The following is a 22,444-nucleotide window of genomic DNA, read 5'->3' on the forward strand; positions in this document are numbered from 1 at the left end:
GCCCAAGACGGATGGTGCTTTAGGCCGGTTGCGCGGGCGCCGTCCGGGCATGGCGCGACCGTGTCCGCCGACGTGCGGGTCGGCGGGTCGGGTCGGGCGGAACGGCGGGTGATGGGCGGCGGCTTTTTGGAAAACCGCTTCGTGTCACACGATCGGCAGTGTAGGCGGACGGTTGGCGGGGTAAATTGTCGGATAGTAGCAGTCGCTAACGTCACTGGACGCGCGGCAGGCTTTCGCGTTCGATCTTCGGCCAGAGATGGGCGACCGAACGGCGGTATTCGGCGCGCAGCACGTCCAACCCGGCGAAGCGGTCGGGGATCGGCAGCTCCAGCGCGTCGGTCATGTCCAACCCGGCCTCGACCGCCGCGCGCAGCGTCCCGTCCAGCCAGGTCAGCCAATCGCGGGTTTGCCCAACGCACGCCTTGTCGGGCCGGATATGGCCATGGTTGGGCACGACCAGACGCACCCCGTCGAGCGCGTCGAGCGCGTCCAACTCCTTCAGCCAGGCGGCGATTTCGGCGTGCGGAGTCGTCGGCGTGCGGTCGCAGAAGACCACGCCGCCGGTGAACAGGATGCCGGTGGTTTCGTCCAACAGCGCCAGATCGGCGGCGGTGTGGCCGTTCAGCGGGATCAGGCGCAGCCGGTGATCGCCAAACACGACGGTGGAGCCGAACACCGGCTCGGTCGGGATCACCACCTCGGTTCCGCGCATCCAGTCGCCGACCAGCCGGTACATGTTGTCGGCGATGCCGTGCCCCTCCTCCTGAATGCCCGCGATGGTTCCGGGCAGGGCGGCGATGGGAACGTCCGTGAAAGCCTGCGCGCCCAGAAAATAATCGGGGTGCAGGTTGCTGATGAAGACCTTGCGGATCGGCTTGTCGGTGACGCGGCGGATGGCGGCGCGCATCTCCTCGCCATAGCGGCGCGACGGGCCGGTCTGGATGACGATCACCCCGTCGCTGGTCACGATGAACCCGGCGTTCAGGATGTTTCCGCCGTTGGCGCGGGTGAAATGTTCGGTCGAACCGACGAACACATAGGTGTCGGGACCGACGCGCGTCGGCGTCAGATCATAGCGGAGCGGCCCGGCGGCGAAGGCGGCCGTAGACAGCGCGACCGTGGACAGGGCGACAAGGCTGGCGGCCAGCGCCAAACGGCGCAGAAAGGGGCGGATCATTGGCCGAGGCTCCGGCTCAGGTCAGGCGCGGGGATTAGCGTGGGCATCGGCACGGTCGCCGAAATCTCCCCGCCCTGGTTGTCGCGCCCGCGCAGGATCAAGGCGGTGGCCCCCGGCGGCGGGCGCAGGTCGAGCAGGAAGACGGGATCCTCGGACACCGGCTCCAAACTGTCGATGCGGGCCAGTTCGGGATCGCTGACGCCGCCGTCCAGACGGGCGCGGACGCTCAGGCTTTCGACGAAATAGGCGGGAATGCCGGGAACCAGCCCGGTGTCGTTGGGGTGACGGACGCGCAACCGCAGCCGCGCCGCTTTGCCCTCATCCGTCCGCCAGACCCGCGCCTGGACCTCGCCGACATGATCGGCCCAATCCTTGGTGGCGTAGGACAGCGGCGGCGCGCTGCACCCGCCGCCCGCCGCGTCCACCATCACGCCGGACACATGCCACACGCCGTCGGCGGTGCGCGCCGCGCCATGCACGGCGGTCGCCTGCTGGATCTTGATGCGGGTGGCGATGTAGGGCGCGGCCCCCATCGGGTGATAGCGCAGGACCAAGGGAAAGGGGTTGAGGTCGGCGATGGCCGCCACCTCCACCACCTGATCGAGCGCGGTGGCGTCCACCGCGATGGGAACCGCGCGGGTGTCCTCGGCGTCCAGCGGGGCGCGGATTTTCACCCGGTCGTCGAATTGAATGGGCGCACCCGCGAAATACTGGTCGCGCAGCGCCTCCCACATCACCGACCCCAGCGGATCGGGGGGATTGGCCGGATCGGGCGGCGCGGCCAGGGCCGCGCCCGCCGACACAACCAGACCGACCACCGCACCGCGCGCCGCCATCGCGCCGTTCGCCCATCGTCCGGTCATCGGCCATTCCTCCCCTTATGTCATTGTTGTTGTTCCGCCGCGTCCGTCAGTCCACCAGCGGCGGCGGGGTGTGGGTGACGCCATAGCGATGGAAAATCGCCGCCATCGTCCCATCCTCGATCATCGCCGTGATGACGTCGCCGACGGCGTAGGCGAGGTCGCGGGCGTTTTCCTTGGTCGCCAAGCCGACGTTCCAGCGCGACGCCATCATGCCGGGCAGAATGACGCTCGTGACCGGGAACTCCGTCGTGCGGGGGCCAAGCGCCGCCTCGATCTGGCTTTGCGGGGCCAGCACCGCCGAGGCTTCCCCCGCCAGAAGCTTCTCCATGGCCGCTTCCGGCGTCCGGCAATGGATCAGCCGGTTGCGCAGCCGCCCGCCTTGCAGGCCCAACAGGAAAAAGTCCGGAACGCTGTCCCTTTCCACCGCGATTGGCTCGTCGGGCAAGGTCGCCAGCATCGCCGACGGGACGCGCGCCGGGTTGCGGGCCAGCGCGAAGCCATCCTGGTGATAGGGGGCGAACAGCACAGCCTCTCGATTGCGCTCGCCGAATTCCTTGTCATAGGGGGCGTGCATCATGATGTCGGCGATCTCCCCGCCGAACAGGCTGCCGCGCCACACCGCGACGCGCAGATCGTCCGACACGGTTTCCCCGGCCATCTGGTCGGCGCAATCCAACCGCACGCCAAGTTTCTTGGCGATCAGATCGGCGACATCGACGTCGATTCCGGTCAACACCCCGTCCTTGCGGAAGGAAAAGGGCGGAAAATCGCGGTAAACCGCCACCCGCAGCCGCCCGCGCGCCGCCACGTCGTCCAACGGACGGGCCAGCGACGGACGGCCCGCCAACCCCAGCGGGGCCGCCGCCGCGACGGCGAGACCGGACAGAAGGCGGCGACGAGTCAAAACGGGCATGCGCGGGTATCCCATGGGCGTCAAGCCGAAGCGGCGTGGTCTGGACGCCGACCATACGCCTTCGTTTGCACAGCGAATAATTGGACTTTCGTACAAGGCGGCGCGACGCCGGACCAAACGCCCGGGCATCCTCCCATAGTCTCATTTCGACCGGGGGCTTTGCCCGATAGGGTGATGGGCCAATTGTTCGCCCCGCCCATTCTTTCCACGCCACGGACGCCATGACCGCTCCCCCGCCCGCCCCCCGGCTCTGCGCCGCTCTGACGCTGTCGTTGAGCCTGCTGCTTGGGTTGGTTTCGTCAGCGGCGGCGGATCTCATCCGCATCGGCTATCTGTCGCAAACGCCCGAGCCGCCGCCGTCGGTCGCCAACCCCGACGAGCCGCCCGCCGATGACGGGCTGGCCGGGGCGCGGCTGGCGCTAGCCGACAACGCCACCACCGGCAAATTCCTGAACCAAAGCTTCGAGCTGGATTCGGTGGAGGTGCCGCCCGATGGCGACGCGGCGGCGGCCCTGCGCGAACTGGCCGGGCGCGGTGCGCGTTTCATCGTGGTGGACGCGCCGGGATCGACCGTCGCCGCCCTGTCGGCGCTGCCCGAAGCCGCGCGCCTGCTGTTGCTGAACCCCAACGCGCCCGACGATTCCCTGCGCGCGGAATCCTGCGCCCCGCATCTGCTGAATGTCGGGCCAAGCCGCGCCATGCTGGCCGACGCGCTGGGGCAATATCTGGTGAAAAAGCGCTGGACCCGCTGGTTCCTGGTGACGGGCCGCCGCCCGGAGGACGCGCTTTACGCCGCCGCGATCCGCCGCGCCGCCAAACGTTTTGGCGCGCAGATCGTCGCGGAAAAGACCTGGACCGCCGACAGCGACGTCAACCGCACCGCCGAGGCGGAAATCCCCGTCTTCACCCAGGTGAAGGCCTACGACGTGCTGGTGGTCGCCGACGAGGTGGACGAGTTCGGCGATTATCTGGCCTACCGCACGACCGACCCCCGCCCGGTCGCCGGAACGCAAGGGCTGGTTCCCACCGTCTGGCATCGCACCCACGAACAATGGGGCGCCGCGCAACTGCAATCCCGCTTCAAAACGGCGGCCAAACGCCCGATGACCGCGCGCGACCACAATTCCTGGACCGCCGTCCGTGTGGTCGGGGAAGCGGCGGCGCAGGCCCGTTCCGCCGACCCGGATCGGCTGATCGCCACCATCAACGGCCCCGCCTTCACCCTGTCCGCCTTTCGCGGAACGCCCTTCAGCCTGCGGGCCTGGGACGGGCAGTTGCGCCAGCCGGTGCTGCTGGCCGCCGACCGCTCCCTGGTGTCGGTGTCGCCGCAGGACGGCTTTCTGCACCCCCGAACCGAACTCGACACGCTGGGGTTCGACCAACCGGAAACGCTCTGCAAGACACGAGGATCGAAAACGCCATGACCACCCGCGCCGCCACCCGCGCCATCCGCCGCCACGCGCTCCCCCCCCTGCTGGCCAGCCTGTTCTGCGCGGCGCTGGCGCAGGGGGCCGACGCCCAGACGATCTATGTGTCGAACGAGAAGGACAACAGCCTGTCGGTGATCGACGCCAAAACCAACATGGTGACGGACACCATCAAGGTCGGCAAACGCCCGCGCGGCATCACCCTGTCCAAAGACGGCGCGCAGCTTTTAATCTGCGCCAGCGACGACCACGCCGTGCAGGTGCTCGACCTCGCCAGCAAGAAGCTGGTCCACAATCTGCCCTCGGGCGAGGATCCCGAACAATTCGCCCTGTCGCCGGACGGGACCAATCTGTTCATCGCCAATGAGGACAGCAACGTCGTCACCGTGGTGGACGTGCCGAACCGCAAGGTCGCCTTCCAGGTTGACGTCGGGGTGGAGCCGGAGGGGATGGACGTCAGCCCGAACGGCAAATGGGCGGTCAACACCTCGGAAACCACCAGCATGGTCCATTGGATCGATCTGGAAAAGCGCGCCGTGGTCGACAACACGCTGGTCGGCGCCCGCCCGCGCTACGCCCAGTTCAACAAGGATGGCGGGATGCTGTGGGTGTCGTCGGAAATCGGCGGCACGGTCAGCGTCATCGACACCGCCACCCGCAAAGTGCAGAAAACCATCGACTTCAAGATCAAGGGCGTGGCCAAGGACAAGATCCAGCCGGTCGGCGTCAAGCTGACCGACGATGGCCGTTACGCCTTCGTCGCCCTTGGCCCGGCCAACCACGTCGCCGTGGTGGACGCCAAGACCTATGAGGTGAAAGACTATCTGCTGGTGGGCCGCCGCGTCTGGCAAATGGCGCTGACGGCAGACCAAAAGACGCTCTACACCACCAACGGCGTCAGCGGCGACGTGTCGGTGATCGACGTCAACAGCCTGACCGTCACCAAATCCGTCAAGGTGGGCCGCTTCCCCTGGGGCGTGGCCGTCAAAGGATGAGGGGGAGCAAGCGGGCATGACTCACGCGGCGTTGGAGATCGAGGATCTGCGGCACGCCTACCGCCCCGGCGTTCCGGCGCTGGACGGCGTCAGCCTGCGGGCCGCGTCCGGCGCCGTCACCATCCTGCTTGGCCCCAATGGCGCGGGGAAAAGCACGCTGTTCGCGCTGGCCACCGGGCTGTTGCGGCCAACCGCCGGGACGATCCGCGTGCATGGCCATGACCTGACCCGCGAGCCGGGCAAGGCTCTCGCCCGGATGGGGGTGGTGTTTCAGCAACCCACCCTCGACCTTGACCTGACGGTGACGCAGAATCTGCGTTACTTCGCGGCGCTCCACGGCATCCCGCGCGCCGAGGCCGACCGGCGGATCGACGGGGAGTTGGAGCGGTTGGCGCTGTCCGACCGGCGCGGCGAAAAGATCCGCGCGCTGAACGGCGGCCACCGCCGCCGGGTGGAGATCGCCCGCGCCCTGCTGCACCGTCCGGCTCTGCTGCTGCTGGACGAACCGACGGTCGGGCTGGACATTCCGGCCCGGCGCGGCCTGATCGCCCATATCCACGCGCTGTGCGCGCAAGACGGCGTCGCCGTACTGTGGGCCACCCATTTGATCGACGAGATCGACCCGGCGACCGATTCCGTCGTCGTGCTGCACCGGGGAACCGTGCGGGCGAGCGGCACGGTGGCGGCGGTCAACGCGCAGACCGGCGGGGCCGACATCGCCGACAGCTTCGACCGGCTGACCGCCCGCCCCACGGCGATCCAAAATGATGGAGCCGCCGCATGACCGGCTGGGGAATCGCCCTGTACGGCATCGTCGCGCGGGAATTGCTGCGTTTTCTGCACCAGCGCGAGCGCTTTTTCGGCGCGCTGGTCCGCCCGCTGGTCTGGCTGTTCGTCTTCGCCGCCGGATTCCGCGCCGCGTTGGGCGTCGCCATCATCCCGCCCTATGAGACCTACATCCCCTACGAGGTTTACATCGTGCCGGGACTCATCGGCATGATCCAACTGTTCAACGGCATGCAAGGCTCGCTGTCCATGGTCTATGACCGCGAGATGGGCAGCATGCGGGTGCTGCTGACCAGCCCGCTGCCGCGCGGTTTTCTGCTGGTGGCCCGCTTGCTGGGCGGGGTGGCGGTGTCGGTGGTTCAGGTCGCCGCCTTTCTGCTGATCGTCCGGCTTTACGGCATCGCCCTGCCGCTGTGGGCGCCGTTGACGGTGATTCCGGCGCTGCTGCTGAACGGCCTGATGCTGGGGGCGCTGGGGATGGTGTTGGCCTCCACCATCCGCCAGTTGGAGAATTTCGCGGGCGTGATGAACTTCGTCGTCTTCCCGCTGTTCTTCCTGTCTTCGGCCCTCTACCCGCTTTACCGGATGGAAGAGGCGGGGGAATTGCTGTGGTGGCTGTGCCGCATCAACCCCTTCACCCACGGCGTCGAGTTGGTCCGATTCGCCCTTTACGGCCAGATCGAAGTCGAAGCGTTGGCCGTGGTCGCCGGATCGACCCTGCTGTTCGCCGCCCTGGCGATTCGCGGTTATTCCCCGGCGCGCGGCATAGGCGCGCGCGGCCCATCGGCGGGTTGACGCCCTGAAAATTGGCGCTTTTTCAGCGAAAAGGGGGGAGCACACCCCAACATTCCTATCAAAGTGACTCCAACCCGCCCGTTGGGGTGGCAAAAGTCCACCATTTTTTTGCCGCCGCGCGCAGGGAACTGGTGATGATCCTGAGTACTTCTTGCGATGCGGTCGTGTATAGTCCTCGCCGTTCGGCCTAGCCCCGTTCTCTCAAACGCCCTTCCCCTCCGGGAACCGCAACGAGTGTCGTGATGAGCAAATCGATCGAGGGCATCTCCAACTGGATGCACATGTTCCGTTGGATCGTGAAACTCATTCGCGACGATTATGGCATTGATGAAGCGTTGCTGACCCGGAACGCGACGCTGGAGACCGACATCGGCCTGACCATCGACAAGGTCGAAGAGGTGTTGGAGATCATCGCCGACAGCTTTGGCATCCGCTTTCCCGAAGGCACGCTGGACGAATTGGTGAAGCTGGAAGAACTGTGCCTGCTCGCCAGTTGGATGAAGGGCTATTACAAGCGCCCCGAATTTATTTCCGACGGGTTCGAGGCCCGCTGCCGCGCCATCAACACCATCGCCTGATCGCCCCCATATCCAAAGCCCCCCGCCGGGAGGACGCATGACGACGAACCCCTATCCGCCCGGTTTCGTCTGGGGCGTCTCCACCTCCGCCTACCAGATCGAAGGCGCCGCCGCCGAAGGCGGGCGCGGCCCCAGCGTCTGGGACACGCGTTGCCGCACCCAAGGCGGCGTGGTCGGCGGCGACACCGGCGACGTCGCTTGCGACCATTACCACCGCTGGGAGGAAGACGTCGCCCTGATGAAGGGGTTGGGGGTGGACGCCTACCGCTTTTCGGTGGCGTGGCCGCGCGTGCTGCCGCGCGGGCGTGGGGCGGTGAACGAGACGGGCTTGGATTTCTACGACCGCCTGATCGACCGCCTGCTGGAAACCGGGATCGAGCCGTGGCTGTGCCTGTATCATTGGGATCTGCCGCAGGCCCTGCATGATCTGGGCGGCTGGTCGAGCCGCGATTGCGCGGGCTGGTACGCCGATTACGCCGCGCTCTGCGCCAAACGCTACGGCGACCGGGTGAAGCGTTGGATCACCTTCAACGAATTTTCCGTCTTCACCCTGTTCGGCTACGCGATTCCCTGGGCCGCCCCCGGCATCGTCGACCGCGCCCAGCATCTGCGCGCCATCCACCACGTCAACCTCGCCCATGGCGACGGGGTGGCGGTGTTGCGGGCGCTGGTTCCCGACGCCTCCATCGGGGCGATCCACAACCGGCAGATCGTCATCCCGGAAACCGACACGGCGGAGAATCGCGCGGCGGCGGCCCTGTTGGACGAGCATTGGAATCTGGTGTTCTGCGACCCGCAGATTCTCGGCCATTACCCGCCGCAGACCGCCGACCACATCGAACCCTATGTCCAGGCGGGCGACATGGCCCGCATCGCCCAACCGACCGACTGGTTCGGCCTGAACCATTACGGCCCGATCTTCGCCAAGGCCGACCCGTCGCGGGTCTGGGGCTATGGCTGGGGCGACGCGCCGCCGGATTCGCCGACCCACGGCGTGGGCTGGGCGATTTTCCCCGACGCCTTCCGCGAGGAACTGCTGACCATCCAGCGCCGCTACCGGCTGCCCATCGTGGTGACGGAAAACGGCTGCGGCGGCAGCGACGTGGTGGGGGCCGACGGCGCGGTGAACGACCCGCACCGCGTCAATTACCTGACCATCTACAACGCGGCGATGCGGGCGGCGATGGACCAAGGGGCCGACGTGCGCGGCTATTTCCTGTGGTCGCTGCTGGATAATTTTGAATGGGGCAGCGGTTACGGCCAACGCTTCGGCCTGATCCACGTCGATTTCACCACGCTGAAACGCACGCCCAAAGCGTCGTCGCGCTGGTACGCCGCGTTGATCGCGAAGGCGCGCGAAGCCCAGACCCTCAGTTGATGGCGGCCCGCGTCGGCGACAGCACGTAATCGCCGCCTTCGTCATAGCCCGCCGCCTTGATGACCCCGTATTGCGGGGTTTGCGGCACGTCGCGGGTGACGTCCTCGCGCACCTGCTCATACAGGTCGAACCCGCCGCTTTCGCGCGGCAGGGCGCGGATGCGGGTCATCAGGGCGGTGGCGAACGGGGAATTCACCTCGCCATCGGCCACCGGCTCGTCCCCACCCGACGACAGCGCCATCACCGACCGGCGTTGCCGCAGTTCCTCGCCCGTGCGGGCGCGGGTCGAAGCGTCGAGTTTTTGCTCCTTGGTGAAGGCGCCGGAATAGCAACTGTCCGACACCAACAGCACCTGCTTGGCGGGCATCCGGTTCAAAAAACGGGCGATGTCGTTGTTCGACACCCAGTTGCGGGCGCTGGTCGTTTCCGCGTCCGACGGCAGCCAATAGCCGGTTCCGGTTTCCGCCAGCTCATAGCCGTGACCGGCGTAATAGACCATCACCTGATCCTGCTCCGTCACCTCGCGCCCCAGCTTGCGCAGGGCGTCGGCGATCTGCGCCTTGGTCGGGTTCCGCAACACGCGGGTCTCGTAACCCAAGCGCTCGTTCAAGGCCCGGCTGACCTCCGCCACGTCGGCGGCGGGGGTGCCAAGTTCCGGAATCTCCGGGTTGCGGTAGGTGTCCACCGCGATCATCAGCGCGATTTTGCGCCCATCGGGCAAGGTCGGCGCCGCCGACGCGGCGGGCGGCGCCGACACGGCGATGCGCCGTTCCGACATCGCGCCGGTGTCGTCGGTCACGGTCAAAACCGCCTCGGTCTGGCCAGGGGCGACGGTCAGATTGGCGCCGAAACGGCCTTGTTCGTCCACAAAGACCCATTGCCCATTGACGCGCGCCTCGGCCACCCGTTCGTTGCTTTCAATCAGGCCGCGCACAATGGCGCGCGTCCGCCGCGCGCCCGCGTTGGAAAACTCGACGATGCTGGGCGGCGGCGTGCCGTCCGCCCTGTGCGAGGGGAACAAATCCGACGCCGAAGGATCCGCCGTCAACTGCCGCAACGCCCCGGCCAGCGAGCGCGTCCGCTGCTCCCGCCGCACCCGCTGGTACATGGCCAGATAGGTCTTGGTCGCCGCCGGATCGTAACCAGCGAGCCTCAAAACCGATTTCACCTCGGCGTAGGCGGCGCGACCGCTGTTTGACGTGGTTTGCAGCAACCCGCCCACCTGCTTGGCCACCGGGTCGGGGCTGTTCACCAGGCCGCCGACGATGGTGGCGACGGGGACGTTTTGGAACACCGCCTTTTGCTCGGTGATCGTCATGCCGCTGCTGGCGACCGCCGTCACCGCTTGGGTGATCGTTCCGCCGCTGGCCGCCTGGACCATGTTGCCGGCCGCCGCCTGCACCACCGGCGAACTCAACACCTGCGGACCGGGCTGCGACAGGGTGGCGCCCGTCGTATAAGCCGCCGTCGCGGTCGAGGTGAACGTCGCCGTGCCGCCGCCCGCCAGCGCCACGGTCGCCGGGGCCGGTGGCGGTGGGGCAACCGGCGGCGCTGTTGGTTCAGGCGACGGCGCGCTCGCGGTTTGCCCTCCGCTGGTCGCGCCAGATGGGGATTGAGTCGCGTTCGCAGACGAGCCTGCGCCCGCAGCGCCGTTTGCCGGAGCCGTCCCGTCGGTTTGCGACGCCGAGGAGGACGAACCGCTGTTCTCCAACGCAGCCAGGAAGGTTTTCGGCTCTGCGCCGCGCGACGCCGCCACGCTGGTCGTCCCATTGGCGACCACGGCTGCCGCTGGCGGCGGCGGCGGAGGAGGTGGTGGTGGGGTGGCGGCCACCACCGTGTTCACGGTTTGCAACACCGACTGGACGAGCGCGCTCGTCACCGTCGTGCTGACCGCCACCGGCGCGGCGACGACCGGCGGGGAAGGTGGCGGCGAAACAGGAGGCGAAACCGGCGGCGACACGGGGGGAGAAACCGGCGGTGAAACGGGTGGCGAAACCGGCGGCGTCACGGGCGGTGAAACGGGCGGCGAAACCGGCGGCGAAACCAACGGAGGGGTCTCCGACGTGCCAGAGCCGCCCGACGCGGGATCCGCGCTGGCGACAATCAACTGGTTGCCCGTCGTCGTCACCGACGCGGGCGGCAAGCTGGCGTAGGTTTGACTGTAGATCGTGTTCCCGGCCAAGCCGCCCAATTGCATGGCGGCGCGATCAGCGGCGTAGATCAACCAACGTCCGCCGCTGACCGACAGAACGGACGCGGTTCCGCTGTTGATGAAATTCCCGGTCGCGGCCAACACCAAATCATGCGCCCCCCCGACCGTGATCGACGCGCCGGACGCCAGAGTCAGATCCCCAACGGTTCGGATCGACACGTCGCTGCTGTCGGCCAGCACGGAATCCGTCACCGTCAACCCACCCGCGCTGTCCGACAGCCGAAACGCGCCAGCCCGCCGAACCTCGCCCAAATTGGCGATGGTGTTGGCGATCCCGGCGCTGTCCAACGCGATGCCGCCGCCGCCCGCCGTCAGGATCAGCGTTCCGACGTTCCGCAAGGACTGGGTTTGCTGAATGGAACCGCCGTCGGAGGTCAGCCGCAGGGTGGTTCCTTCGACCTCCAGGCCATTGCGTTCGCCAACCGCGCCGATGTTCAGGCTGACGCTGTCCCGGAAGGTCAGCGTGCCGACCGCGCCCGCCAGATTGTCCACCGCGTTGCCCGAATGGTCCAGCGTGTAGGTGACGCCGCCGCCCACCACCTGCAAATCGGTGGCCTGGATCGCTGCGGTCTGCGTCACCGACCCGCTGTCCGCCGCCAACGACAGGCGGGAACCGCTCTCCACCGTCAACCCGCTGGAACCGCCCGCCGTTCCAACGACAAAGCCCTTGACGTTGTGGAAGGACAAACGACCGACAGACCCCGCCAGGGTGTTGACCGCGTTCGCCCCGGTCAGGGTGTGGTTGCCGCCAGCTCCCAAAAGTTCCAGCGAATCCGCCGATATCGCAAAGGTCTGGGACACCGTGCCGGTCGTGTTCAGGGTCAGGCGATTGCCGCCGACCGACAGGGCGCCGTTGATGGCGATGCCGCCGCTGGCGGTTCCGCCGCTCAGAAGTTTGAGATTGCTGGAAAAGCTGGCTGAACCGCCCACCGTGACGGCGCCGATTCCGTCCGACCGACCGATCACAATCTCTGAAAATCCGCTGGCCAGCGTGCCCAGCGACGCGCTTGACAGCGACAAGCCCCCAGCCCCGCCCGCCAACCCGATGCTGGTGGACGTCGTTTCCGGTCGCAAGGTCAACGTGCCGCTGCTCTTGATTTCGGCGCCGCTGGTCTGGGCCAGATTCATGCTGTCGGCGGTCAGGGTGATGTTGGAGGCGCTGCCGCCGGTTTGGCTGCCAACGCCGATCTTGACCGGGCCGCTCAACGCGACGCCAAGCGACCCTGAATCGGACCCCGCCGTTCCAGTCACGTTGATCGGGCCGCCAGCCGCTTCGATGTAAGGCGAACCGCCCGACTGGGCGATCGACACCCCGGCGACCCCGGTCGTCACCGAGCGGCCCGCCTTGCCGGTCAGAGTGACGCCGCCGCCGCCCGTGGCCTTGATGTCGACGTCGTCGCGAATCCCGATCCCATAGGCGTCGGTGGCGTTCGCGGCGCTGGCGTCCCCTTCGATCTGAATGGCGGCGCCGGTGGCCGCCGACGAACGGATCGTCATCGCGTTGCCGTTGGCGTCCATGACCACGCCGCCCACCGTGCCGGTGGTCGCCACCGCTTTGCCTTTGATCTGAATCGTTCCCGCGCCGGAATCCAACGTCAGACCATTGGCGAAATGCACGCCGCTCCCCTCATCGGCGTTCTTGCCCTCGCCGTTGATGACGATGTTTCCGCCTTCCGACGACACCGACCCCGCCGACAGGCGCACGCCATAGGCGCGGGTGACGCCGCCCTTGGCCGCCGTGGTGGATGGATTGGCGCCGCCGCCCATGATGATGGCGCCGCCATGGCTGTTGATGACGGCGGCGCTGGTCTCGATGGCGCCGCCGTTGGTCGCGTCGCGGTCGGCGTTCAGGGTGATCGCCTCGCCGTAGGCGCTGAGGCCGGCGCCCAGAATGGCGACGTCGCCCCCCGCTTGCAAGGTGATGGAGCCGGCATGGCTCGCCGATCCGGTCCCCAGCGACGACGACACCGTGATGTTGCCGCCCGTCGCCATCAGCAGCGGATCCATGAAAGAGGCGGTTCCGACGTTGATGTCGCCGGTCCCGTCCGATCGTCCGATGGTGATCGACCCGAAACCGTCTTGCAGCGCCCCCAGGGCGGCGCTGCTCAGTTGCAGCCCGGTGGACCCGGTGGCGACGTTGACCGGGGTGGACAGCGTGCTGGGACGAATGGTCAAAGCCCCGGCGCTTTGCACCGCGCCAATGCTGTTCGCCTCCAAACTGTCGAGCGTGAAGGTGATGTTGCCGGTGGCCGACGCCCCGCCGATGGTGTTGTTGGCGTCCCCGGCGGTCATGGCGACCGAGTTCACCGTGTCGGGGGTCGAGGCGTCGATGCTGATGGGCGCGCTGCCATAAGAAGAGATCTTGGACGCGCCTTCCAGACGCAACCCCTCATTCAGGGAACCGGCGTTGCCGCCGACGGCGGTCAGCGCCACCGACCCGGTGGTGGAGCGAATTTCCGACGCGGTCGCCAGATGAACGCCGTGATTGGCCCCCCCCGAACCGCCCGCCCCGGTTCCCCCCGTGCCGTTGACGACAAGGGTGCCGGAGGTGGTCCGAACCACCGAACCGCCCAAAAGATGCACGCCGTTGTTGGCGCCGCTGCTCGATCCCGTCGTCACGCCGACGCCGCCCGTCCCGGTCAGGGTGAGCGATCCGGAATCCGTGGTGATCGTCGCCCCGCCGCTCACCTGGATTCCGGTGTTGGCGCCGTCGCTCGACGAACCGCCCTGCCCCGTGATCGCGATGCCGCCGGATGTGGTGGTGATCGAGCCGCCGTCAACCTTGACCCCGATGTTGCCGCCGCTCGTGTAGCCGCCGCCTTCGCCCCGGATCGAGACGGCGCCGGTCCCGGTGTTGATGGCGGCGCTGGTCAACAGCACGCCGATCTTGCTGGAACTGGCGTCGCCCTTGGCCGCCGTGGTCGCCGGGTTGGCGCCGCCGCCGATGGTCAGCGCCCCGTTGTTGGTGGTGAGCGAAACCGACGATTGAATTTCGACCGCGCCGCTGTCGGCAGCGTCGGAATTGGCGTTGAGCGTCAGGTTGAGCTTGTTGTCGCCCGCCGCCGTGATGCTCGCCGTGACGAACAGATCATTCGCCGATTTCAAGGTCAGGCTGCGGTCGCCGCCGGTCAGCGTGACGGCGATGGGGCTGGTGACGAACAGATTGCCGGTCTGCGTCCCCGTGCCGCCGGTGGTGACGGTGACGTCGTTGCCCGATTGCAGCGCCGCGACGATGGACGACGCGTAAACCTGTTGATCGTCGGTCGCCGGATCGAACACGCCGCCCGCGCTGAGGTCATAGCCGGTGTTGGTGATCGTCACGTTGCGCGGGTCAAGCAACCAGTGACCGGCCAACCCGCCCTTGGAACTGGCGTCCACCACGCCGCGCGCGCGCAACGTCAGTTTGCCCGACGTTTCGACAAAGCCGCCGTCGCCGCCCGACGGCCCGCCCTTCGCCGTGATGACGCCGTCGAAGCGGGTGGCCTCGTCCGACCACAGGATGACTTTGCCGCCCTTGCCTTGGCTGGTGGCGTCCGCCGCGATGACCGCGCCGTCCTCCACCGTCAGATTGCGGGCGGGGGGAACCGGCTTGCGGCCCGGTCGGATGTTGTACAGGGCGTAGGTCGCGGCGTCGGCCCGCCCGCCCTGAAGATCGCCGCCAATCAGAACCGCGCCGCCGCCCGCCGCGCCGCTGGCGTCCACCCGCGCGGTTCCGGTCAGTTCGACCTTGTCGCCGGTGACGGTGACGGCGCCGCCCGTCCGTTTGGCGTCCGCGCCCGCCACGTCCAGCGTGCCGGACACGCGCGCCGTTCCGCCTTCGGGATCGCCGCTCAGGATGATCTCGCCGTCGCGCTCCTCGACGCTGCGCGCCTGGATGCGGCCCGACATGTTGACGACGCTGTCCACCAGCCCCTTGGCGGCGGCGGCGGACAGGCGGACCCGCCCGCCATCGGCGAAGATCTGGCCGTCGTTCCGCACCAGGGCGTCAACCGGCTTGCCGTCCGCCCCGACGGGCCGCGCGTCGGTCTTGGCGTCCAGCGCCAGATTGATCTTTTGATCGCCGAACAGATCGACGACGAAACGCCGCCCCGACGCCAACGTCACCTCGCCCAACCGCGCCTCGATGACGCCGCGATTGGCGACGCCGGGGGCGACGAAGGCGGCCAGGCCCGCTTGGGCCACGGTGATGACGCCCTCATTCTCGACCGTCGCGGTGGATCCCGACCGGCCTTCAAAATTGTAGCGACCGGCCAGGAAATCATCGTTGCGGATGTCGTGGGTGGTGGCGATCAGACCAGCGACGTCCACCTGGGCGTTGCGCCCGAACAGGATGCCGTTCGGGTTGACCAGCCAGACCTGCCCGTTCGCCGACAGCCGCCCCATAATCGCCGAGGGATCCGGCCCGACCACCCGGTTCAACGTGATGGATTGGGCGTCAGGCTGCTGGAATCGGGTGTGTTCCCCCTCCTTCACGCCGAAACGCCGCCAGTCGATGATCGCCTTTTGCGTCGTCTGCACGATGTCGAGTTGTCCCGGCCCGCCCGGACGAATCGCCACGCTTCCCGCCGTCACCACCCCGTCCTCCGGGTTGGCGAAGGCGGCTCCCGGAACCAGCATGGCCGCGACGATCACCATTCCGGCCCGCCCGGCCAACGCCGTCGCGCCGCGCAGCCGCGCGGCGACGCGCGGTTCGGCGCGGCGGGAGATGCGGCGCGGCGGCTGGTGCGTCCTCATCCTGTGCAAACCTTGCGGTCAAAAGCGCGTGGACAGATTGAAAAAGATCCGCATCCCACGATCCAGCGTGCTGGTGGGAACGGCGATGAACGGCTTGGCGAGTTCCAGGCTGGCGTCGAACCGTTTGAAAAGTCCAAAGCGCACCCCCGCCCCCGCCGAGGCCAAGGACCGGCGGCCATGGCGCGATCCGCTTTCGTAATTCCACACCGCGCCATAATCGCCAAAGCCGTAAATCATCGCATAATCCGGCCCGTCCTGCGAGACCTCCAAAATGCGTTGAAGCTCGCCGCGCACGGAAAAACCGCTGTCGCCGCTGATCTCCGAGGAGTCGAAGGCCCGGCCATAGGCCTTGCCGCCGACGCCGAATTCCTCCGACGACAACAACTCATCGGGGCTGTATTGCGCCTCGCCCGCCAGCACCAGAATATGGGCGTCGCCAAGCTTTTGATTGCGCTGGGCGGTCAGGTTGATCTTGCGGAAATCGCTGCGCCCGCCCGAGCGGGTCAAACCGGCGGATCCGCTGCGGGTCGGGTGCAGAATGTCCAGCCCCTTGGACAGTTGCAGCGACAGGACGTTGCTACCATCCCAATCGTCGGACACGTCGTAGGACACATCGGCGGACAGGATGCGCAGCCGGTCTTCCGACAGAGGATCGCCCAAGGCCGTGGTGCGGTTGTTCCGAACGGTGAAGGTCATCTCCCCGCGCAGGGTTTCCGCCCGGCTGCGCAAAAAGGGATGCGACAGGCCGACGCGGACGGAAGAGGTCAGGCTGTCCAGCTCCAACGACCGCACGCTGTCGCCCGGCTGCGACCAGGAGCGGCGGACGCCGTAATTCAGCGTCGTGCCTTCGGCGTCGAGCGGGACCGACTGGCCGAGATCCAGATAGCGCAACTCGCGCCATTGCTGCGCGCCGATGGCCTGCGCGGTCGTCCGCTCGAACAGGCCGAACTGGTCTTCGACGTTCAGAACCCCGGTCAGTTGCAGCGGCCCGACGGAGCGGGTGCCGCGATTGTCCAGCGCCAGCGATCCGTCGAACGGCGTGCGCTCCAACGTCATCGTCAATTGCGAGGCGCCGGGGGTGTCGGGCGCGGCCTCCAGCACGGTTTTCACCGCCACGCCGGGCAGATCATCGGCCAACAGGACGTAACGCTCCATGTCGGCCATGCGCAGCGGGCGGGATTCCTTGATTTTCTCGCCCATCCGCCGCAGCAGGCCCAGACGGTCGCGCGCCTCGCCCTGGATCACCACGTCGCTGACATACCCCTCCACCACCTCCAACCGCACCACGCCGTTGCGGATTCGCTGGGCCGGAACGATGGCCTGCGACAGCACGTAACCGGCGTTGCGGTATTTGGTGGTGATGGCGTCGCGCACGCCGTAGAGGTCAGCCAGCGTCGCCGGACGATTCAGCAGGTCGCGCCACAGCGGCGACAGGGCTTCGACGTCGTAGACGCTGTTGCCGCTGATCTGAAGCTCGGTCAGGGTTAAAGTGATTCGCTCGGCGTCCTTGGGGGGCGGCGCCTTCTCCGGCGCCGGCATCTCGATTTCGGGCAGGGATTGCGGCGTCAACGGACGCTCGAAGCGCTGCTCCAGCCGGTTGGGGTCGAGCGAGGGCGGCAGAACCACCGGCGGCGCGGTCTGCGCCAAAGCCAACGGCGCGGTCAACACGCCGCAGAGCGACGTGAGAAGCAGAGCGGCGGACAGACCGCAGCGAGACGGACGGGGACGGGATAAGCGGAGGCGGCGCATCGGCTATTTCTCGGTCAGGGCCGTCACGCCGGTCCAACCCGCCTCCGGCGCGCGACCCACCCGCGCGTCGGCCTTGCGCAGCATGGCGGCGGCGGCGCTGTCAAACGGGGCCAGCGCGCGGAATCCCGCCGCCGCCGCGTCGAACCGCCCGGCCTGCCAATCGGCCAGCGCGCGGGCGTAGGCGGCGCGGCGGGCGCCATCCTCCGGATCGGCCCGGCGGGCGTCGGACAGCGGCTCATAGACCGCCACCGGCTCGTTGCGGCCCACCACCTGGACGACGTCCAGCGCGCGGAAGGCGGCCGGGTCGCCGTGATGAGCCATCGTTTCACCGCTGACCATCATCGGCGTGCTGTAATATTTGTTCGCCCCCTCCAGCCGCGAGGCCAGATTCACCGTGTCGCCCATCACCGTGTAGTTGAAACGGCGCGGCGAGCCGATGTTGCCGATCAGAACCGGCCCGGTCGCCAGCCCTATGCGGGCGGAACCGCGCCCGCTGTCGGTCGCCAGCAAAGTCGGGTCGTCCTCCATCGCTCGGGCCATCGCCAAGGCGGCGTTGACCGCCGCGCGGGCGTGGTTGTCCAGCGCGTAGGGCGCGCCGAACACCGCCAGCACCGCGTCGCCGATGTATTTGTCGACAAAGCCGCCATGGGCTTCGACGATGTCGGTCATCACGGTGAAATAGCGGTTCAGCACCAGAACCAGAGCCTCCGGCTCCATCCCTTCCGACATTTTGGTGAAACCGGCGATGTCGGAGAACAGGATGGTCAGGTCGCGCTCTTCCCCGCCCAGGCTGGGCGATTGGCCGGACGCGATCATGTCGTCGATCAGCGAGCCGGGCAGATAGAGCTTGAAGGCGTTGCGGATCCGCCGCTGGTCGCGGTCCAACACGGCGAAGCGAAAGCCCAGCAGCAACGGAAAGACCAAACCAATGGCGACGACGCCTTGCAGATAGGGCAGAACCAGCCCGTTCTGAAAACTTTCCACCGCCGCCCCGCTCCACAGCGCCAGCACGACCAGCAGGCCAAGAGCGGCCAGCGCCGGGCGAGTCGCCAGCGTGATCGCGGCGGCCAGCCCCGCCAACAGCAGGACCAGCGCCATGCTGGCCGGTTTGCCGGTTTCCGCCAGCCCGTCGCGGGTCATCAGGTTGGAGATGGCCGCCGCGTGGATGTAGACCCCGGGGATCGAATCCCGGCGCAGCCCCTCGACATACAGGTCGCTCATCACCGGCAGGGCGCAGCGTTCGGGCAGGTTCAGCCCCTCCGGCTTCGTCACCCAGCGGTTCGACGACAGCTTGCGGTCCTCGACGTCCAGAACGGTGCCGACCATCACCGCCTTGCCCTTGAAGTGTTTTTCAAAAAAGGCGGCGTCGCCCGCCTCGGCGCAGGCGAACAGGTCGGCCAGCGAATAGGTCGGGATGGCCCCCGCCGTGGTGGCGTGGTTGACCAGCATGCGGTTGCTCGTCCCGCCGGGCAGCCGATAGCCCGCAAGACTCGTCCAACCATCCTCCCCACGAACCACCGGGGCGCCCAGCGCGCGCGACGCCACTTCCGCCGCCATGCCGGGTTCCGGGCGCGGGTTCCCGCCGTTGGGGTCGGTGACGAGCAGCGTGACCGGAATCCGCCGCAGCACGCCGTCGGGATCCTCCACCAGATTGACCGAGCGGACGTTCCCCGCCCCCGCCGCGATCATGTAACCGCGATAGGGCATCAGCGGGTTGCTTTGATGCTGGACCTTGGCCAGCACCAACCGCCCCTCCTTGCCGCCCCGGCGCAGGGTCAGAAGATATTCGCGCTCAAAGCCTGGAATGAGCGTCTCGACCGAGGTTGGGTGGACAAGGTCAAGCCCGATGGCCGCCGCGCCGCCATCCAGCATCCCGGCCAACACCTTGCCCAGCTTCGGCCCCCACAGGGCTTGCGGCGTGCCGACGAAGGGCGGGCGACGGTAGGTTTCCTCGTCGATGCCGACGACGACGACCGGCGACGGGTTCGGGGCGGGCTTCGGCCCATGCGCCACCTCGCGCAGCCGGTACAGCGTGTCGATGGATGGCCCCTGCAACGACGCGCTGAAGCTCAGGACCAGGAACGCCGCCAGCAGCGGCGTCATGGCTCCCAAAAGGATCAGGCGAAAGCGCCGGGACAGCCGGATCGTCACACGCGGGCCGGAATCAGAAGCGGATCAGACGGCCCAGCGCCGGACCCGCCTCGTCCTTGGCCTGGGGGTCGATCTTGACGACATAGGATTTGGCCCCGGCGACGATCTTGTACAGCCCGCCCGGAACCAACGGGGGAACCGGCGCCGCGCCGCCCTTGGCGGTGTCCAGCATCGTGCCGGGAACGTCGATGACGACAGGCGGCGCCGCTTCGTCCAACCGCTCGAAACTCACCGGGCCGGGCGCGGTCAGCGCCAGCAGCGGGCGGGTCTTGTAGAGCGTCAGATCGGCTTTCGGCTTGGCCCCCGGCAACGCGACGGTGACGCTGCGGAACACCGTCACCCCCGCCTTGCCGGTTTCGCTGGCGGCCAGCAACAGCTTGCCGCCGTCGCACGGCAGGGTGTGACGGTCGATGGTTCCGCCGGAGATCGCCGATTCCCGCGTACCAATGGTGACGTTGCCGCCGGTGATCGTCTCGTTGACGCAGGAATCAAGGTAGCTCAGGGTCAGGTTCTGCCCCGCCGCCAAGGCCACGGTCTGACCGGCGTTGAGGTAATCCATCGGCTGGACGCCCGCCACGCCGTCGGACACGTCCTCAACCAGCGCGACGGGGCCGGCGGCGGCGGTCGAAACGCCAAGCTGCCACAGCAGGGCGCCGACGGCGAGCGCCCGCAAGGGCGTCTGGAACGTCACGGTCATGATGGCTGAAACCTCCTGGTCTGTGACGGAGGGCGTAAGCCCTCGGTCAAACGGACGAATCGCTTCGTCTATCCTTTAGCGAAGTTACCGACCCACTTCAAACCCCATCGCGTGGCCGGGGAAATCGACCGGCGGACCAATCGTCCGCAAAGGGCGGATTGTCATGAAACCGCAACATCGCCGCAACCGCCGCGTCATCGCCCCCGGCTATTCTACGCCATCGCGTGTGCGCCAATTCGCACGCGTTCGCATGAGAACAAACGGATGGGGCAGGTCGGCGACTCATGAGCACGGAACACATCGTCCGCTCCTTCGCGCAAGAATTGCAGCGCCTCTCCAACCTCGTGACCCAAATGGGCGGCGTGGCCGAGGCCCAGGTCGAGGCCGCCGTCAAGGCGGTGGCCCGGCGCGACGTCGGGCTGGCCACGCAGGTGATGCAGGCCGACGCCCGGCTGGACGCCTATGAACGCGACATCGACGCCGAGGCCGTGCGCCTGCTGGCCCTGCGCCAGCCGATGGCGCAGGATCTGCGCGAGATCGTGTCCTCGCTGAAGATCGCCGCCGATCTGGAGCGCATCGGCGATTACGCCGCCAACATCGCCAAACGGTCGTTGGCGCTGGCGCAAATGCCGCTGGTCCGCCCGGCGGTGGCGATTCCGCGCATGGGCCGTCTGGTCGAAACCATCATGAAGGATGTGCTGGACGCCTACACCGAGCGCGACGTCGACAAGGCCATCGCCGCCTGGGAGCGCGACGAGGAGCTGGACGATCTTTACACCAGCCTGTTCCGCGAAGGTCTGACCTACATGATGGAAGACCCGCGCAACATCACGCCCTGCACCCATCTGCTGTTCATGGCCAAGAACATGGAGCGGATCGGCGACCACGCGACCAACATCGCCGAAACCATCCATTATCTGGTGGTCGGCTCGCCGCTCAACCTCGCGCGGCCCAAAAGCGACGGCTCCAGCTTCGCCGTGGTGTCGCCGATCCAACCGACCGCCGCCGACGCCTTGATCGTCGAAGGCGCCGACACAGGCGACAACGCCAACGACGACGCGATGTAAGAACGCCCCGCCCCTCAGCGCCCCTTCCCCACCGCGTCCAGCAGCCAGCGGCGGAAGGCGGCGAGCGGCGGGTGATTGGCCTTGTTGCGCGGGTGGACCAGATAATAGGCCCGCGCGCTGCGGTGGGGCCGGTCGAGCGCCGGAATCAGCGTCCCTTCGCGCAATTCGCCATGCACCAGCAGCGTCGGCAACAGCGCCACGCCCAATCCGGCCTCGGCGGCTTGGGCGGTGGTGATGAACTGCTCGAAAAACATCCCCGCGCCGGTGCGCGCCGCCAACCCCTGCGCGGCGAACCATTCGGCCCAGGCGTCGGCCCGCGTGCTGGTGTGCAGCAGCGGCAGGGCGATGAGGTCCGCCGGTTCGGCGATGGGGTGCGCCTTTAAGAAGGACGGGGCGCAGACCGGCAACACCTCTTCATCCAGCAGATGGTCGCAAACCGCGTCGGGCCACTCGCCCAGCCCGTAATGAATCGCCGCGTCGATGTCGTGGGTGCGGAAATCGAAGGGGGCCAGCTTGGTGGTGAAATGGATCACCACATGGGGGTGCGCCTCCTGAAAGGCGGGCAGGCGCGGCACCAGCCAGCGGGTGCCGAAGGTCGGCAGAATGGCGAGATTCAGCTCGCCCCCCTTGGGCGCGGCGATGGTCCGCACCGTCGCCGCCGCGATCTGACGCAGCGCGTCGCGGATCGGTTCGGCGTACAGCGCCCCGGTCGGCGTCAGGGTCACGCGCTGGTCCTTGCGGACAAACAGCGGCGTGCCAATCTGTTCCTCCAACGCCTTGATCTGGCGGCTGACGGCGCCTTGGGTCAGCGACAGCTCGTTCGCCGCCGCCGTGAAGCTGCCGGTGCGCGCCGCCGCCTCGAACGCGGTCAACGCGCTCATCGAAGGAAGGAGTCGCCGTTGCAGATCCATGCCTCATCATT

The 22,444-nt window shown here is 67.7% G+C and carries 15 protein-coding genes; 7 read left to right on the forward strand and 8 right to left on the reverse strand.

What is annotated here, in order from left to right:
* Positions 1-211 precede the first annotated feature (211 nt).
* From ACODS4_RS06235 to ACODS4_RS06245, 3 genes are read right to left on the reverse strand one after another with little or no spacing between them, the layout of a single operon-like run.
* Positions 212-1,177 (reverse strand): quinoprotein relay system zinc metallohydrolase 1, encoded by a 966-nt coding sequence (locus ACODS4_RS06235; protein WP_488861769.1) that lies wholly within the window; start codon positions 1,175-1,177, stop codon positions 212-214.
* Positions 1,174-2,040, reverse strand: coding sequence for a quinoprotein dehydrogenase-associated SoxYZ-like carrier (locus ACODS4_RS06240; protein ID WP_488861771.1), 867 nt, complete (start codon positions 2,038-2,040; stop codon positions 1,174-1,176). The genes ACODS4_RS06235 and ACODS4_RS06240 overlap by 4 nt, the downstream gene beginning before the upstream one ends.
* Before the next feature lie 46 nt (positions 2,041-2,086).
* Positions 2,087-2,953: a substrate-binding periplasmic protein gene (locus ACODS4_RS06245; RefSeq protein WP_488861773.1), complete on the reverse strand. Its 867-nt coding sequence runs from the start codon at positions 2,951-2,953 to the stop codon at positions 2,087-2,089.
* Positions 2,954-3,174: 221 nt separating this feature from the next.
* Here ACODS4_RS06245 and ACODS4_RS06250 point away from each other — a divergent pair, with 221 nt between their 5' ends.
* The 6 genes from ACODS4_RS06250 (at position 3,175) to ACODS4_RS06275 (ending at position 8,912) form a co-directional block, all read left to right on the forward strand.
* Positions 3,175-4,377 carry an ABC transporter substrate-binding protein gene (locus tag ACODS4_RS06250; RefSeq protein ID WP_488861775.1) on the forward strand — a complete coding sequence of 401 codons (1,203 nt, stop codon included), beginning with the start codon at positions 3,175-3,177 and terminating at the stop codon, positions 4,375-4,377.
* Positions 4,374-5,375, forward strand: coding sequence for a YVTN family beta-propeller repeat protein (locus ACODS4_RS06255; protein ID WP_488861777.1), 1,002 nt, complete (start codon positions 4,374-4,376; stop codon positions 5,373-5,375). Before ACODS4_RS06250 ends, ACODS4_RS06255 begins: the two co-directional genes overlap by 4 nt.
* Positions 5,376-5,391: 16 nt before the next feature.
* Complete coding sequence (locus ACODS4_RS06260; protein WP_488861779.1) at positions 5,392-6,159, forward strand: ABC transporter ATP-binding protein; 768 nt, start codon at positions 5,392-5,394, stop codon at positions 6,157-6,159.
* Positions 6,156-6,956: an ABC transporter permease gene (locus ACODS4_RS06265; RefSeq protein ID WP_488861781.1), complete on the forward strand. Its 801-nt coding sequence runs from the start codon at positions 6,156-6,158 to the stop codon at positions 6,954-6,956. The genes ACODS4_RS06260 and ACODS4_RS06265 overlap by 4 nt, the downstream gene beginning before the upstream one ends.
* 242 nt (positions 6,957-7,198) lie before the next feature.
* The gene (locus ACODS4_RS06270; protein ID WP_488861783.1) at positions 7,199-7,534 is read left to right on the forward strand and encodes an acyl carrier protein; all 336 of its coding nucleotides are present in this window, start codon (positions 7,199-7,201) and stop codon (positions 7,532-7,534) included.
* Positions 7,535-7,571: 37 nt separating this feature from the next.
* The gene (locus ACODS4_RS06275; protein ID WP_488861785.1) at positions 7,572-8,912 is read left to right on the forward strand and encodes a GH1 family beta-glucosidase; all 1,341 of its coding nucleotides are present in this window, start codon (positions 7,572-7,574) and stop codon (positions 8,910-8,912) included.
* Here ACODS4_RS06275 and ACODS4_RS06280 read toward each other — a convergent pair.
* The 4 genes from ACODS4_RS06280 to ACODS4_RS06295 all read right to left on the reverse strand — a co-directional run bounded on the left by ACODS4_RS06280 (position 8,905) and on the right by ACODS4_RS06295 (position 20,455).
* Complete coding sequence (locus tag ACODS4_RS06280) at positions 8,905-15,858, reverse strand: two-partner secretion domain-containing protein (RefSeq protein ID WP_488861787.1); 6,954 nt, start codon at positions 15,856-15,858, stop codon at positions 8,905-8,907. The two genes, ACODS4_RS06275 and ACODS4_RS06280, sit on opposite strands and share 8 nt — an antisense overlap.
* A gap of 18 nt (positions 15,859-15,876) precedes the next feature.
* A complete protein-coding gene (locus tag ACODS4_RS06285) occupies positions 15,877-17,607 on the reverse strand; it encodes a ShlB/FhaC/HecB family hemolysin secretion/activation protein (protein ID WP_488861789.1) in 1,731 nt (576 codons plus the stop codon).
* Positions 17,608-17,610: 3 nt separating this feature from the next.
* A complete protein-coding gene (locus tag ACODS4_RS06290; protein WP_488861791.1) occupies positions 17,611-19,710 on the reverse strand; it encodes a CHASE2 domain-containing protein in 2,100 nt (699 codons plus the stop codon).
* Positions 19,711-19,771: 61 nt separating this feature from the next.
* Entirely contained in the window at positions 19,772-20,455 is a 684-nt protein-coding gene (locus ACODS4_RS06295) for a hypothetical protein (protein ID WP_488861793.1), read from the reverse strand.
* Between the two features lie 284 nt (positions 20,456-20,739).
* Between ACODS4_RS06295 and phoU the strand changes: the two genes are divergently transcribed.
* Positions 20,740-21,522 carry a phosphate signaling complex protein PhoU gene (gene phoU, locus ACODS4_RS06300; RefSeq protein WP_488861795.1) on the forward strand — a complete coding sequence of 261 codons (783 nt, stop codon included), beginning with the start codon at positions 20,740-20,742 and terminating at the stop codon, positions 21,520-21,522.
* Positions 21,523-21,536: 14 nt separating this feature from the next.
* Here phoU and gcvA read toward each other — a convergent pair whose 3' ends face one another.
* Positions 21,537-22,433 carry a transcriptional regulator GcvA gene (gene gcvA / locus ACODS4_RS06305; RefSeq protein ID WP_488861797.1) on the reverse strand — a complete coding sequence of 299 codons (897 nt, stop codon included), beginning with the start codon at positions 22,431-22,433 and terminating at the stop codon, positions 21,537-21,539.
* Positions 22,434-22,444 lie beyond the last annotated feature (11 nt).

The sequence above is a fragment of the Azospirillum sp. FG154 genome, from assembly GCF_057809575.1.

Bases quoted from the DNA above. Each gene is read 5' to 3' on its own strand.
- ACODS4_RS06265 (WP_488861781.1), top strand. From the start codon at position 6,156: ATGACCGGCTGGGGAATCGCCCTGTACGGCATCGTCGCGCGGGAATTG.
- ACODS4_RS06285 (WP_488861789.1), bottom strand. From the start codon at position 17,607: ATGCGCCGCCTCCGCTTATCCCGTCCCCGTCCGTCTCGCTGCGGTCTG.
- phoU (WP_488861795.1), top strand. From the start codon at position 20,740: ATGAGCACGGAACACATCGTCCGCTCCTTCGCGCAAGAATTGCAGCGC.
- ACODS4_RS06275 (WP_488861785.1), top strand. From the start codon at position 7,572: ATGACGACGAACCCCTATCCGCCCGGTTTCGTCTGGGGCGTCTCCACC.
- ACODS4_RS06245 (WP_488861773.1), bottom strand. From the start codon at position 2,953: ATGCCCGTTTTGACTCGTCGCCGCCTTCTGTCCGGTCTCGCCGTCGCG.
- gcvA (WP_488861797.1), bottom strand. From the start codon at position 22,433: ATGGATCTGCAACGGCGACTCCTTCCTTCGATGAGCGCGTTGACCGCG.
- ACODS4_RS06255 (WP_488861777.1), top strand. From the start codon at position 4,374: ATGACCACCCGCGCCGCCACCCGCGCCATCCGCCGCCACGCGCTCCCC.
- ACODS4_RS06290 (WP_488861791.1), bottom strand. From the start codon at position 19,710: ATGACGCCGCTGCTGGCGGCGTTCCTGGTCCTGAGCTTCAGCGCGTCG.
- ACODS4_RS06240 (WP_488861771.1), bottom strand. From the start codon at position 2,040: ATGACCGGACGATGGGCGAACGGCGCGATGGCGGCGCGCGGTGCGGTG.
- ACODS4_RS06250 (WP_488861775.1), top strand. From the start codon at position 3,175: ATGACCGCTCCCCCGCCCGCCCCCCGGCTCTGCGCCGCTCTGACGCTG.
- ACODS4_RS06270 (WP_488861783.1), top strand. From the start codon at position 7,199: ATGAGCAAATCGATCGAGGGCATCTCCAACTGGATGCACATGTTCCGT.
- ACODS4_RS06235 (WP_488861769.1), bottom strand. From the start codon at position 1,177: ATGATCCGCCCCTTTCTGCGCCGTTTGGCGCTGGCCGCCAGCCTTGTC.
- ACODS4_RS06295 (WP_488861793.1), bottom strand. From the start codon at position 20,455: ATGACCGTGACGTTCCAGACGCCCTTGCGGGCGCTCGCCGTCGGCGCC.
- ACODS4_RS06280 (WP_488861787.1), bottom strand. From the start codon at position 15,858: ATGAGGACGCACCAGCCGCCGCGCCGCATCTCCCGCCGCGCCGAACCG.
- ACODS4_RS06260 (WP_488861779.1), top strand. From the start codon at position 5,392: ATGACTCACGCGGCGTTGGAGATCGAGGATCTGCGGCACGCCTACCGC.